This window comes from Paenibacillus sp. CR_12, from assembly GCF_041953985.1.
GTDB classification, from domain to species: Bacteria; Bacillota; Bacilli; order Paenibacillales; family Paenibacillaceae; genus Paenibacillus_AQ; species Paenibacillus_AQ lautus_A.
The window spans coordinates 469,806-484,265 of sequence record NZ_JAVFHO010000005.1; the positions used below are offsets into that span (position 1 = coordinate 469,806).

The window sequence follows — 14,460 nt, forward strand, 5'->3', positions numbered from 1 at the left end:
TCTTGTGCGGCTTGCAGGATTCGAACGGAGCCATCGTAGCATTCACGGCTGCTGCTGCCTAGTTCTCATTGGCCGGATTCGGTTCTCGCGCGGCCGATTCGCGAGCGTTCGGCCGGTTGTTATTGGTCTGGCCGGTTCTCAATCGCCCGCTGACCTTTCTAATTCGCAGAGTTCCCGGCTATCTGCCGCGTCCGCTCCATCCGCTCGCCCGCCTTGCTGTCGCGGTATTGGCTCGGCGTCATGCCGGTGGCTTTTTTAAATGCGGTGAAAAAGTGGCTTTTCGTCTGAAAACCGGACTGCTCTGCAATTTCGGTGATCTGCATGCTGGTCTGCTCCAGCAGCTCCTTAACCTTCCCGAGCCGCTCGTTCAAAATGAAATTCGATAGAGGCATGCCGTAATGTTCGTGAAACAGCTGCCGGACGTATTTGGCCGACAAAGCGATATGGTCAGCGATATCGTCTACCGACAGCATCGGGTCATGGGTATGGTAGCGGACGTACTCGATGATTTCCCCAATCAGCTTTTCCTTGCGATTGAATCCCTTTTGGTCGCTAAGCTGCCGGATCATCCGCCCGGTCTCTTCCTTCAGCCATTCGCGGACCTCGGTAAGCGTGGCGAACTGCCTCAAATGGCGCTCAATCCCTTCAACACTCTGGATAGACATCACTTTGCTGAACGACTTGACGATCGCAAACAGAAGCAGTTTCAGTTGGAATTGGCACTCGGTATATTTCATCGTCTGCAGGCGCGTGAACACCTCGTCCAGCATGGCCAGCACCTTCTCCTCTTTGCCGCTTCGAATCGTCTGGATCAAGCTTTCATGCACGGCGGAGTCGATCGGCGCCTGTAAATCGGCATACCGTTCAAAGTCTTGTTCGACGTAGATTTTGTCATCACCGCTGACAAACTTGAATAATGTCAGTTCGTTCATGTCGTCGTATACTTTGCGTAAATCGTCATGTACGCGCCGCGCTTCGCTTTCGGCGATCGTCACGTCCAGCTTTACGTAACGGCTGACTTGACGGCTAAGCTCCTTGAGCTCTTGGGTCAACTCGGGATCAGGGAGGGAACTGGCCGTGCCAACCAGCACGACCAGATGGTCGGTCCCAAAATCGACCACCTCGATCGGCCGTTCTGATGTGCCGAGCAGCTCCTCTGCGATATTGCCGATTGCATACTTGAGCAGCTTGCGAGAGAAGAAATCATACCGCTCGGATATCTCGTAATAGGAATCGATCTTGATAACAGCCAACCGAAGCCACCCATAGTCAAGCAGGCACGATTCGCGCGCAATCGCCGCTCTGGAGCCGTCGGTCAGCCTGCCCTGCAGCAGCCATTGCCGCAAATATTCGGTCTTGATCAGCGGATAATGATCGCGAAGCATAACGACGCCCTGCTCGATAACGCCGTAATCGTTCTCCCCCTTCACGCCCAGCTTCCGCTGCAGTTGATCCGCCAGCCGGCGGAATGGCCCGACGAAACGGCGCGAATTCCAATAGGCGACCAGGAGCAGCGCCACGAGCAGCAGGAGCGAGCAGACGATGATGACTGTTTTGAACGCCCCGGCCTTTTCGCGGAATTGCTTCATTTCAGTGACAGATATAATGGTCCACTCCGGCGATCCCATCCGCGCATAGTTGACGAATGCTTTTCCTCCGGGGCTGTTCATCTCGAATGATCCCCGCTTATGCCCCGTCTGGATGTTATCGATGGTCTCCTCGAGCCGACCATCCCCTTCGCCCAGAATCAATCTTCCTCGATCATCCACGATCGAAAGCAGCGTATCCGCCCTCTCGTCGCCTGAGATCAAATGCTTCTGCAGCTCCTTCTTGTCGAACAGGACGACAAGATACCCGTCCCGGTTTTTCTGCACAGGTGTCGAAGGAAGCTGAAGCGCCAAATACGATTGGTTTCCTATCCGGTGATCAAAATAGCGGAGAAAATTCCCGGGAGTGCGCTCGATCCGCTGCAGCATCGCCTGATCGGCAAATTCCTCGAACGAAAGTAATCCAGCTTTGGCGTCGATCACCTCACGTTTGCGGATGCTGAATAAGTAAGCGGTTTCAATATAAGGCTCGTGAGATAAATATTTAGATAACACCCCCATCGTGCTGGCATTTTGAAGCAGATTGTCGGCTGAAGCATACATCCAGTTTTGCACGGAATGATCCTCGTACATGGTCAGGCTGTACCATTTCAGCTTGGCCAGGATGTACTCGACCCGCTCCGCCATTTCGTCGATGCGGTCCTGATTAAACGTTCCCATCTGCGAGTATGCGAAATGGGAAAACCGGTTGGCCAGAAACAACGAGAACGGTATGATGGTCATTGCAAAAAAGATGCCGCTAATCACAAATATGCGCCAGGATGTCGATCTGAACATAGTATCCCCCTGTCCCCCTTCGTCTTTCGGAGTTCTCTTATGACCGATATGTCCTATCATAATGTACCCCTTTTCCATTTGCCTAGTTCTCATTTGTCCGTCAAGTTCTATTTCTCCGGATTCGCGCTGCAGCACCCACCTTCCTGCCCTTGGAGACTGTTCTTCATTCCAGTTGTGAGCCACTTCCCTCTGCGGAAAGGTAGCAACATAACTCAGCTACGGCGTTCATAGCAAAAAAGCCCCTCACTTCATAAGTGAGGGGGCTTTCGTGAGTTAAATTCACTTTTAATAGAAGAAATAACGCAGTTCGCATCGTTTTAACCGTGACATCAAAACCTTTAGGTCCATCCCAAGGTTGCATTTATTCGTGCTGTTGGCTTTCATTCAACCCAGCTTATGACCACAATTCGGACAGAAGTTCGCCCCTTCGTTCTTCGCGCCGCAGTTCGGGCAGAAATTGGGCTTCTTGTTTCCTTCGGAAGAGGACGAGGCTGCTGGGGCGGATTGCTCCTTCGCGGCCGGAGACTGCTGGCTTTGATTCGGATTGTTTTGGCCCTGGTTCTGATTCATATTTTTCATCATTTCATTGGCCATGTTCATCCCCATCATCATGCCTGCCATATCCGAAGCCGCACCGCCGCCTTTCACCTTGCCGGACGCGATCCCGTCCGTCATGCTGACCTGCTGGTACTTTTGCAGATTGCCGATCATTTCATGGGAGGCCGTCTTCGTGATCATGTCCTGAATTTCCTTCGGATAATTGAAGCTCATCACCTGGAAGCCGGTAATCGTCATCCCGTTGTCCATCACTTCCATGTCGAGGTCTTCCCGAATTCCTCTGGCGATGTCGGAAGCGTTCGCCTGCAGATTGAACATGTCCTTGCCTTCGCGGCTGATCCACTTCATCAACAATTGATCGAGCACCGAACTGATCCGGATTTTCACGTCCTCCACAAGGTAGCTTTCTTTGATCCCGGCAATCCTGTCGATCAGCGTTACGTAATCGTTCACTTTAAAATTAAACGTGCCGTTGGCACGGATCGGCATGCCGCCCGGCAGCTGCGGCGTCGGGATCAGAACCGGATTCTGCGTACCCCAACGAACGGTGAATTCCTTGGTGTTCACGAACAGCACTTCCACGCGCATACCGCTGTTAAAGCCGAATTTAAATCCCTTTAGGGTAGAAAGGAACGGGATGATATCCGAATCGATATTATATACGCCTTCATCCTCGAAAATCCCTTCGATTTTGCCGTTATTGATGAATATCGCATCCTGACCGGAGCGAATGACCAGCTTGCTTCCTTTTTTGATCTCCCGGTTGCGCCATTTCCAGAAAATCATGTCATCTCTAAACTCTTCCCATTCCACTACGTTGGAGAATTGGTTCTTGAAAAATCCCATTGATGCTACATTCCCTTCCCATTAAAATTTTCCGCTGCTGCTGCTGTGCGAATGGCCCCCGCCGGTGACGCCGCCTCCGCCTCCGCCGCCCGAGCCGCTGCTCGTGTTGCGCTCTATTTTCCGCTTTGTCACGGTCGTTCTGATATATCGGTCCTGCTGATTCAAGATCCCCGATGTGCTGGCATCCTCATAGGTTCGGCTGTTGACCGTCACGCGCCCGCCGGAGCGGTAAGCCATGATGCCCACGGCGATCGCGCCGATGGCAGCGGCAGCTCCCAGCTGAAACCAGAGATTAAATATAATATTATCCGGATTCACGTCCGGCTCAAAGCCCATGTACCGATGAGCGGTTTTGATGTATTTTTCAAAAGCCTGCTTGTAATTGCCGCTCGACAAGTCCGGAGTAATCTTGTTTTGTATCTTTAACAGCCTACCGGAGTCGAGATACTTTTCGGCCTTATAATAACCTTCCAAATGAACTCTACGAGTACCATCACTAGTACTCATTAAGATGGTCAAAATGGCGGTATTGCCGTGCCGCCTGTCATACCCGGGTGCGTACTCATCGTAAAAGTTTTCCGTCCATGTCTCATAATCGTCATTCGGAACGCTGTTAACCGTAAGTATCATAAAGTCTGTCTCACGTTCAGCACCATACTCATTCGCCATCGCATTCAACTCATCCCGTTCTTCCGGGCTAAGCAGATTGGCTTCGTCAAAGATCAAAGGCTTATCATCCGCAGCTTTGACGATCCCGGAGGGCGCTATCAAATATGCCGTTAGTAAAAATAAGACCGTCCATAACGCATATCGTCTTCTCACAGGAACCCTCCTCCCATTGCCCAGGAGATCAGCTTCAAGGATAGCAAGGAGACGCCCGAAATGCCCGCGAACCACCCGGCCACCTTCGCTTTGCTGATCGGCGGCTTGCCGACCACCTTGCCCGTCTGGCCGTTCATCGCAAACGTATACTCCGATTTGTTGTAATCATAGTGCACCATCCATACCGGAAGGAGAACGTAATCGGCCTGTTTCTTGGTGGTATCGATCCGTTTGTTGGTATAACTCACGGTCGTATATCCTGAGACCGCCGACGAAATATACGAATCAATGAAGGAACTGATCTTTTCCTTAGCGCGCGGAAGAAGCTGCTCGTCGTCATGGCTGTATTTTTCCGCTATGTACCCGGCCAGATAAGGCGTCTTGAATTCCTTCAGCTGCTGATAGGGAAAAGGCTCCAGCTTATCCATCAGCTCATCGTTCATTTTCTCGGAAGCATCGATCGGCACCTTCACATAATTCAAGCGAATCTTCCGGTAGATGTCGAAATGCTCGGTCTCCGTGTACTGGTAATCTCCTTGCGTGTAAGTTCTCACCTTGGTGCCTTGGCCATGAACCTCAACCCGATTATGCAGCTCATACAGCCAGAAGGGGACGTAGATCCCGGTGATGCCCTTGATCCGGTCCGCTGTCATAAATCCGCTTGGCGTCAACAGGCCGTTCCGGCACCATTTCTTGAACGCCTTCATCGCCTCTTCCTTCGTAATCGAAAAAGGGATGACCTTCACCGGAGCCAGCTCGCCGCTCAACCGGTCGCTGAGCACGACGGCCGATCCGCAGAAGCTGCAGGTCGTTGCGCTGGTCTCCGGCTCGGTCACGATCACGGCTCCACAGCTATTGCAATGGTACTCCTTTACCTCATCTTCCGCGAACACCTGCTTCTTCAGCGGGTCGGGGATTTCCTCGATGTTGTCTTTTCTTCCGCAGCTGGGGCAAGACAACATTCCCGTATCGCCGTCAAAAACCATGCCGCTGCCGCAGTTCGGACATTTGTATTCAATTACCGGCATTTGCTCACCTCGATAACAATGAAATGGTTACTCCTTCTTGTTCAGCTTTTCTTTGATCGCTTCCAGTTCATCCTCGGCATTAGGAGGTGCGGTCGGGGCAACTCCGTCCTTGCCCATGTTCTTCTCCAACTCCGCGATCAAATCGTCCAGGTCATCTTCCTTCGCTCCTGCGCGCAGCTCAGCCAGGGCCTCCGCTTCATCCAAAGCACGGTTCGCTTTCTCCTCCATGGTATGGAATGCCGCGTTGGCACCGCCCAAGGAGGATCGGCCGGCATTCAGCTCCTGCTGGGTTTTCGCAGCGGCGATCTTCCCTTTCAGTTCGGCATAGCGAGCTTCCAGCTGGCTCATATCCGATACCAGCTTATCCTGCAATTGCTTCATCCTGACGGCGTTTGCGGAAGCCGATTCGTGGGCTGCCTGCAGGTCGCTTAGCTTCTCGGCCTGCGCTGCTTTTCGCTCCAGGAACTTCAGGGCATCGCCTTCATTCCCCGCTTCCACGGCCTTCTCCGCATACCGCTGCAGCTTCTGGATTTCGGCGCTGCACTCATCCAGTGCCCGCTTCGCTCTCCGCTCATCCGAGAGCACGGAAGCGGTCTCCGCCTTCACCTTACCCAGATCGCCGTTCAAGCTCCGCATATAGGTATCGATCGTTTTCTCCGGATCTTCCGTCCGTTCCAATAACGAATTCACATTCACCCTCATAATATCCTTAAACCTCGATAAGATTCCCATCTGTGCGTCCCCCTCGAAAAGTTTACATTTAACTTATAATACCCTATATACTCCCAATAGGTTTCATTTGCCGAAATTCATTGGTATATATGTAAATTTATGACTAAGGGAACACAAAAAAATAACCCCCGACCTTTTGGATCGGAGGGCATGTTTATTAGATTTCATCCCGGATCTGGATGCGTTTCTTACCAGGGTCAGACTTTTTTGGTATTTCAAGCTTAAGGACTCCATCCTTCAGGGAAGCGTCGATTGGGTCCTCGGCTATGCTCTGAACGTAAAATCTGCGCACATACTCGCCGTAACGGCGCTCCTTGCGGACGATGTGCTGGTTCGTATCCTCCACGCTCTGATCTTCCCTGCGCACGGCTTTGATCGTTAAGTAAGGGTCAGCGTAGCTGATTTCGATGTCTTCCTTGCGAAAACCGGGCAGCTCCGCCTCAACCAGATAAGCGTGCTCCGTCTCCTTGACGTCCGTCTTAAACGACATCATCGAACCCTTGAACGGCGCGAATACATCATCAGGAAAAGCGTCGTTAAAGGCATCATGAAATGACTTCATCAGTTGTCCGAAGGCATCCTCTCTGCGTTTGCCGAATGGCATCAATTCAAACATCATGAATTCCCCTTTCTTTTGACCTTATTTGACCTTACGCTTTTATTATATGCCCGGAACGTTTAAATGCCAAAACCGATGATGCAGGAAATCGCGCTAAAATAGCTCATTATCGGCCGGTTTGACAACAGAATTTGTTTGGATCTTTAAATTTGACCTTTTTTGACCTTTAAGGTGATTGGTTTAAAAATTCCACCGATCGACTGGAGGCATGAAATAAAAAGGAGCGCCCTTAGGGCACTCTCTTCTCTTATATATTCATATGGAAGATCGATACTGATCGGAGAGCGCGAGGCTCTATTTTTATTGCTTTTCCATAATTTTACCGATTTCACTTTTCAACAAAAGGTATCGATGCACGCTTCGCATGATCGGAACCTTAGTCAGCTTATTCCGGTCGACATAGATCTTCATTTGGTCTTTGGACAGACCTAACAAATGACCTGCCTCAGAAACGGTTAATACCTCCTTGTTACTTGTAGCATTAAACGTTTTTTTCACCTTTAGATTCCAATCTTCGAATGCCTGCATGAAATCTCAACCTTTCTTGTACGCAACGAACGAGACAGGATGGTGATGGGACTGTGAGAACTGCCCTACGACTTCGCGTCCTTGCGCTGATTCTTGCGGTAAAGCTTGATTTGCTGATCCGACGAAACGAGAATCGGCAGGATTTTATTGCTGCTGACCATGGACGACGCGCACTGTGAACAAACGGGAACTTCCTTGAACGAGAAGTTGTCTCGGATCCAACCGTTACACCCTTCCTTCGTACAAGACCAGATGGCGGTCATCTCCTCCGGCAGATTTTCCAGTGGTTTATTCCAAGAATAAGACAATGCATTTCCCCCTCAGCTACATTTTTTAACGCTTTCGTACCTTAAACCAGCAAGCCTACCCTTTATATGAAAAATGTCTATCGACGTACTCTCTAAGAAAACAGACGTGATTAGCGGTAGTTTTTCTTGCGATACCTGGCAGCAGATCCTCCGAAATTCATACTTTCTGATATCTTAAAAAAAATCCCCAAACGATACGTTTGGGGATCCTTTCACGTCTACAGTTTTACAACGTTCTCGGCTTGCTGTCCGCGGTTGCCTTGGACTACGTTAAATTCAACGCGTTGTCCTTCGTCAAGCGACTTGAAGCCATCGCCAGTGATTGCACTGAAGTGTACGAATACGTCTTCGCCGCCTTCAACCTCGATGAAACCAAATCCTTTTTCTGCGTTAAACCATTTCACTGTTCCTGTTTGCATAGAAACACCTCCTAAATTTATATGATTTTCTCATTTTTGGTTAAAAAACAAAAAATTCACATATTGCACAAGGTTCATAATCAAAATAATAACCCTCTGCAATATGTGAATCTCAGGTCAAAATCCCAATAAACTTATTATACCTCAACAGATCTGGAATAGCAAACGACGAATGTTTCCCAATTTACAGCCGGAATTTTTAAGAAACCCTAAAAGAAGCCCGCTCCATGAGCGGGCCACCTTCGTTATGTTGAAACGAGAAGCATCGGACATTTACCATTTAATTTCATGTATCAATGAATCAAGCTTTTTCCTAAACGGTTTACTTTGCGATGTCCCCTGTGTTCTAGATCTAAACTCGTTTAAATTCAATCCACTCGATCTGCAAGCCCGGCTTGACGAAGTCCAGCTTCATCTCGTAATAACCGGCTTCCAGTTCCACTTTGACAAGCTTCTGCCGAATCCATCTGCCGTCGGTACCATTCGTTTGAATCGTGGTTACCGGTTGATCGTTCAGCGTGACGTTGCAGGCGCTTTGGGCCAGTTCCGATTCCGGCGACATGATGCGCACAATGATCCGGTACTCGCCGGACTCCTCCACCTTCACATAAGTCGATCCCGCAACAGCCGGCTTCACTTGCGTGCTCTCCGATAAGGCTTGTGCTGGTACCGACCCGAGGGAAGGATCGGCTTTAAATGAACCCACGGCTTCCTCGATCACCTGCTTTCTGGAGAAGACCGGCGCATGCATCAGGAATTGGCAGATGTTCATGGCGCTGCGCTGCAGCTCTCCGCGGGTCAGCGTGCCATTTTCCAAGGATGCCAGCGTGTTGTCTTCCCATGCGTTGATTTCCGCTCCGTAGTTCATGACCACCATGTATAAATCGTTTTGGGCACGGACCATCCAGTTCGTGTTTTTCCGATCGGCCGGGCCTCCGTTTACCACGTCGTTCATAATGGCCCACCAATCCGTCATGACGATGCCCTGGAATCCCCACTCTCCGCGCAGAATCGTGGTGTTCAGATCATAATTGGATGCCGCCCAGTGCCCATTGATCGGGTTATACGAGGTCATGATGGAGTTCGCCCCGCCTTGCTTCACCGCGATTTCAAAGCCTTTCAGATAAATTTCCCGAAGGGCCCGTTCGGATACGACGGCGTCGACTTTGCTCCGATGCTTCTCCTGGTTATTGCATGCAAAATGCTTCAGCGTGGCGCTGGAGCCGCCTTTCATAATCCCGCGCGTGCACGCCGCAGCAAAGGCGCCGGAGATGAGCGGATCTTCCGAGAAATACTCGAAATTGCGACCGTTCAGCGGGCTGCGCCGAATGTTCAGACCTGGGCCCAGCAACGCATCGATGTTGTAGCTGAGCAGCTCCCGGCCTTCCATCACATAGAGCTCTTCGACCAGCTCCGTATTCCACGTTGCTGCAAGCAGGGTGCCAATCGCCACCTGCGTTGCCTGCTGCCCGCTGTCCATCCGAATACCGGACGGTCCATCCGCGGTGCAAGCCACCGGAATGCCGTAGTCGAGCAAACGGTCGCTCACGCCGCCAAAAGCCGATGCCGTCCCCGCCGTAACCAGCGGACTGCTCATCCCTTCCCCTCTGACGATGACCGCCAGATCTTGATCGCTAAGCTGGGCGATGAAAGCCTCCATGCTGACTTTCTCCTCATGGACGTCCCTTAAGGTATAGCCTCGATTGCCCGTTTGCTCCAAGGTCGGCGGCAGGTTTTGGTGAATGCGCTCTTCCATGGCAATCGTGCGCTTCGGCACCTCCGCAAAAGTAAGCTCGTACGAGCCGTCCTCCCTGCGATCGCCCGGCTTCATTCGCGTGAAGCTCTCCGTTGGCGCCATGGCTTCCTGGAGCTGCTCGACAACTTGCAGCGTTTCTACAACATAACCTTCTTGACCATCCAAGCCGATAGGCTGCACACTTCTCACGCTGGTTCCCGCGTACAGACGGTACGTTCCGGCCTCCAATACATAGGCTGAACGGTGGCCCGTTGCGCCTGCATCGTCATAGGAGGCCATGGCATGAACCGGGAACTGGAGCGTTAGCTGCTGCGATTCCCCCGGCTGGAGCTCCTGCGTCTTCCCGAAAGCGGCCAGAACTTTGGCAGGCTGGCCCAGCCATCCTTGCGGTGCTTCATAATAAACTTGCACAACCTCTTTACCTGCATAGGCGGTCCCGATATTGGTCACCTTCACGCCGATCTCAACGGTTGGTGCTCCCTCTCTGACCGCAAGTTTGGCTTCTTGCGGCTCGATTCGGAACTGCGTATAGGACAATCCAAACCCGAATTCATACTGGACGGCTGCGGGTCGAAACGTTTCGAAAAAACGGTAGCCCACATAAATATCCTCTTGATACAGGTTCTTAAGCTCATTGCCATAATTGCGGGTCGATGGATAATCCTCGATGGAATAAGCAATCGTATCCGTCAGTTTGCCGCTGGGCGTAACCTCGCCCGCCAATACGTCTGCAATGGCGTTGCCGCCCTCCATGCCGCCGTGCCAAGCATAAATGACCGAAGAAATCGGATGCCCATAACCTTCATCGAGCAGCCAGCTCATATCGATAATGTTGGACACATTCAGTACCACAACGGTTTGCTCGAAGTGCTTGGTTACCTGCTGCAGCATGGCTTTTTCTTCGGACGTTAGCTGGTAGCTGCCCGGCTCATTGGCGTTGTCCTGATCTTCTCCGGCCGTCCGTCCGATGACAACGATCGCCTTGTCGGATGCGCGTCTTGCCGCGGAGACCAGTTCATCGGTCAAAGGCATTTCCTTCTGATGCCACGGCTCAGCCGCCCAGCCGCCCCCGCCGTTATCGAAAGGATTCTGCTCGATCCAATTCTCATAAACAGCAGCCAATTCTTCATTGACGGCGATGCCCTTCTTATCCCGAAGACCGCCCAGCAGATTCGTTGTATGGGAAACATGAACGCTGCCTCCAGACCCCGTACCGCTGCGGTAATAATGGATCTGCGTCCTGCCAAAAACGGAAACGGTTTCGTTCGGCTGCAGGGGCAGAGCCTGTCCTTCATTCTTTAACAGTACGGCACCTTCGGCGGCGACTTTTCGGCTGAACTCGGCAAAGCCTTCCAAAGGAGCTCCCACTCTCTGTGTATTCAATATGTTCCCTCCTGTTTGTTTCTCCAAATCACCAAGCTATATGAAGAAAGATTGTAAATGCCTGACGAATTCCAACAATAGGTATTAGGCATCTATGTACTATCATAGTAACAAATTCCGTAGGGGAATACAGTGCAATGTTCGCAGGATGCGATGAAGTTGGCTATAATAATGTAAACATCGATATTCCGCGATCACGGGATATGCGATTGGATGATTTTGAATGAAAGCAGGATCAGTTATGCGTATACGTGTCCATATGATCGCTCCTTATGAAGCGATGGTTCCCATCATACAAGAGTGCATTCCTCTGTTTCCCCAGTTAGACATACAATACGCCGTCGGCGACTTGCAAAAAGGGGCCGAGCTGGCAGCTTCGGCTCAAAACAACGGAGCCGAGGTGATTATCAGCCGCGGCGGAACGGCCCAGCTGATTAAAGCCGCGGTATCGATTCCCGTCATTGACGTCCACCTGTCCGGATACGACATGATCCGTTCCTTGACGCTGGCGAGCCAGTTTAACGGAAAAACCGCCATTGTCGGCTTTTCCAATATTACATCGGGCGCCCAATCGATTATTGATTTAATGGATCTGCCTTTAAAAGTGTATACCATTCACAGCTCCGAAGATGTTGCACGGTTATTGCTGGAGCTGAAAGCTGCCGGATACCGGCAGGTAGTCGGGGATGTCATCACTGTCCATACGGCCGAGGCTTACGGGTTAAAGGGCCTCCTCATCCATTCCGGCAAAGAATCCATCATGCGAGCCCTGGACGATGCCCAGCTCATCTACCGCTACCTGAGCAACAACCATACCGTCTCGGCCATTCTGAACGATCTGGTTGCCAAAGAGCACCCCAATCTCGTGATTTTTAACGATCAGAATGAAATCGTATATGAGCAGTTGGCCGATTTTGAGCACAGCCCTTTGACGGATAACCATATCTATCTGATCAATACTAATGTGGAATTCCACAAATCCCAAGTGCAGAATGTTTTTACGATGGACGATTACCAGCTTTCCGTCACAGCCTATGAAACCACATTGGATGACAAAAGCTATAAAGTTTACTCCTTGGAAAAAGGGCGGCCTTATCAATTTGCGCAGTCAGGCATCAAAGCTTACGCTGAGCCTTTAGCAGAGCCGATAATTGCCGAATCCGCTGCCATGCGCACCACGTTGGCTAGCATCCAAGCTCTGTATCAACATCATGAGCCCATCCATCTGCTTGGCCGGGAAGATACGGGCAAGTCCTTCATCGTGAAGTATATTCATCAATTGTACTCGGACGGCGGTTTGCTGCTCCAGATCGATCTAGCCCAAGTTTCCCCGGATCAGTTAGGAACCCTTCCGCTGACCAAAGCCAGGACCGTGGAATTCATCCATGTGGAAGAATGCATACAGGATCCGAATTTGATAGCCTTTGTGGAGACCTGCCTAAATAGGCGGATTGGCGTATTCATACTTAGCGATCGGGCGATTGACCTACACGAAACCCCGAACATGAGCCTGAATACGATCATCATGCCTTCGCTTTCGGACCGTTTGGAGGATCTGCCTTCGCTTATTCAGCTCTTTTTAAGCCGATACCATCAAAAATACGGGACGGCGGCGGTCAAAATAAAGGAAGAGGCCTTGCAGCTGATAAGGCAGAATGCTTCGCACATGACGATCGGCCAATTAAAGCAGCTCATTAAACAGGCTGCGATGAACGAAACGGACTATGTGATTTCAGCCGATACGCTAGCACGCTTGCTCGATCATCAGCCTCCAGCCTCAAACCCTATTCCGTTGAAAGGGACTCTGAAAGAGATCGAGAAAGACATTATTCAATACGTACTCCACGAGGAAAAGAATAACCAATCTAGAGCAGCCGAACGATTAGGGATTAATCGGGCCACGCTTTGGCGTAAACTTAAAGAATAAATTTAAGTTTACGCTTTTTTTTCATCTTTAGTGTTGCAATTTTAAACAATTTATTAGATTTATCATATTTACAGAAATTATATGTTGCTAAAATAAACAATTTGAACTAGTATAATTACTGCAAGCGCTTCAATAAAACGATTACACAAGGAGCTAACATTATGAAAATTAAAGCGACATTAGATCGTATCCCTGGCGGTATGATGGTTGTTCCCCTCCTCATCGGAGCGTGCATCAATACATTCGCACCAAACGCTTTGCGAATCGGCGGGTTTACGGAAGCCTTATTCGTGAATAGCTCGAGTACGCTCATCGCTCTTTTCTTATTGATTGCCGGCACGCAGATCACGTTCAAAACGGCGGGTTCGTCGGTGGGAAAAGGCGTCACGCTGCTTGTGTTTAAGTGGACGATCGGCGCGCTATTAGGCTTGGTCGCCATCCTGTTTGCGGATTCCAACGGATTATTCCTGGGCCTTGCCCCTCTGGCCATTATCGCAGCCATGACGAATTCAAACGGCGGACTGTATATTGCGTTAGCCGGACAATACGGAAAAGAGGATGACAAAGCAGCCTATCCTTTCCTGGCATTAAGCGACGGACCGTTCTTGACGATGGTCGCGCTCTCGATCTTCGGTGCCATGGGTTTTGCCAACGGCATGTTCTCGGCGATGTCTTTCGTTGCCGTACTGCTTCCGCTGCTCGTCGGCGTCGTCATCGGGAACCTGGACCGGAATATGGCAGAATGGCTGCATAAAGGCAGTGACAAGCTGGTTCCGTTCTTTGCCTTTTCGCTCGGTATGGGCATCAATTTCTCATCCATCATTCAAGGCGGACTGAGCGGTATTCTGCTTGGCGTGCTGACGGTCCTGCTCACGGGCGGTATTGGTTTTCTTCTGTTCAAGGCGATCGGCTGGAATCCGATTGTCGGTGCTTCCGAGGGCTCCACAGCGGGTAATGCGGTAGGCACGCCGGCTGCGATCGTCGCCGCGAATGCTTCCTTCGCGCCGATTGCCGAAATCGCGACCGTGCAAATCGCCGCGAGCGTCGTGACGACCGCCATACTGCTGCCTGTCTTTATTGGATTCCTGTCCAAGCGACTGGAGAAATCAGGCGGCGTCGAAAAATACAACAACCCTGCAGCATAGTTTTC

Annotated in this window: 12 protein-coding genes; 2 read left to right on the forward strand and 10 right to left on the reverse strand. The window is 50.9% G+C overall.

What is annotated here, in order from left to right:
• Positions 1 to 158: 158 nt before the first annotated feature.
• From RB297_RS20785 to RB297_RS20830, 10 genes are all read right to left on the reverse strand, one after another.
• The gene (locus tag RB297_RS20785; RefSeq protein ID WP_375121319.1) at positions 159 to 2,384 is read right to left on the reverse strand and encodes an AraC family transcriptional regulator; all 2,226 of its coding nucleotides are present in this window, start codon (positions 2,382 to 2,384) and stop codon (positions 159 to 161) included.
• A gap of 384 nt (positions 2,385 to 2,768) precedes the next feature.
• Positions 2,769 to 3,788, reverse strand: coding sequence for an SPFH domain-containing protein (locus RB297_RS20790; RefSeq protein ID WP_375121320.1), 1,020 nt, complete (start codon positions 3,786 to 3,788; stop codon positions 2,769 to 2,771).
• A gap of 21 nt (positions 3,789 to 3,809) precedes the next feature.
• Complete coding sequence (locus tag RB297_RS20795) at positions 3,810 to 4,610, reverse strand: TPM domain-containing protein (protein ID WP_375121321.1); 801 nt, start codon at positions 4,608 to 4,610, stop codon at positions 3,810 to 3,812.
• Positions 4,607 to 5,638 (reverse strand): TFIIB-type zinc ribbon-containing protein, encoded by a 1,032-nt coding sequence (locus RB297_RS20800; RefSeq protein WP_009593950.1) that lies wholly within the window; start codon positions 5,636 to 5,638, stop codon positions 4,607 to 4,609. Before RB297_RS20800 ends, RB297_RS20795 begins: the two co-directional genes overlap by 4 nt.
• Positions 5,639 to 5,665: 27 nt before the next feature.
• Positions 5,666 to 6,370, reverse strand: a complete 705-nt coding sequence (locus RB297_RS20805) for a PspA/IM30 family protein (protein WP_192572718.1) — start codon at positions 6,368 to 6,370, stop codon at positions 5,666 to 5,668.
• A 157-nt stretch (positions 6,371 to 6,527) separates the two neighbouring features.
• Positions 6,528 to 6,986 (reverse strand): Hsp20/alpha crystallin family protein, encoded by a 459-nt coding sequence (locus tag RB297_RS20810; protein ID WP_375121408.1) that lies wholly within the window; start codon positions 6,984 to 6,986, stop codon positions 6,528 to 6,530.
• A 303-nt stretch (positions 6,987 to 7,289) separates the two neighbouring features.
• The gene (locus RB297_RS20815; RefSeq protein WP_375121322.1) at positions 7,290 to 7,517 is read right to left on the reverse strand and encodes a DNA-binding protein; all 228 of its coding nucleotides are present in this window, start codon (positions 7,515 to 7,517) and stop codon (positions 7,290 to 7,292) included.
• A gap of 65 nt (positions 7,518 to 7,582) precedes the next feature.
• Complete coding sequence (locus RB297_RS20820; RefSeq protein WP_096774876.1) at positions 7,583 to 7,825, reverse strand: cold-shock protein; 243 nt, start codon at positions 7,823 to 7,825, stop codon at positions 7,583 to 7,585.
• A 218-nt stretch (positions 7,826 to 8,043) separates the two neighbouring features.
• Positions 8,044 to 8,244 (reverse strand): cold-shock protein, encoded by a 201-nt coding sequence (locus RB297_RS20825; protein WP_006207692.1) that lies wholly within the window; start codon positions 8,242 to 8,244, stop codon positions 8,044 to 8,046.
• A 352-nt stretch (positions 8,245 to 8,596) separates the two neighbouring features.
• Positions 8,597 to 11,383 (reverse strand): glycoside hydrolase family 3 C-terminal domain-containing protein, encoded by a 2,787-nt coding sequence (locus RB297_RS20830; RefSeq protein WP_375121323.1) that lies wholly within the window; start codon positions 11,381 to 11,383, stop codon positions 8,597 to 8,599.
• Between the two features lie 241 nt (positions 11,384 to 11,624).
• Here RB297_RS20830 and RB297_RS20835 point away from each other — a divergent pair, with 241 nt between their 5' ends.
• Both RB297_RS20835 and RB297_RS20840 read left to right on the forward strand, forming a co-directional pair.
• Positions 11,625 to 13,310, forward strand: coding sequence for a PrpR N-terminal domain-containing protein (locus RB297_RS20835; protein ID WP_375121324.1), 1,686 nt, complete (start codon positions 11,625 to 11,627; stop codon positions 13,308 to 13,310).
• 161 nt (positions 13,311 to 13,471) lie between these two features.
• Positions 13,472 to 14,455 (forward strand): 2-keto-3-deoxygluconate permease, encoded by a 984-nt coding sequence (locus RB297_RS20840; RefSeq protein ID WP_096774878.1) that lies wholly within the window; start codon positions 13,472 to 13,474, stop codon positions 14,453 to 14,455.
• The last annotated feature ends 5 nt before the right edge of the window (positions 14,456 to 14,460 follow it).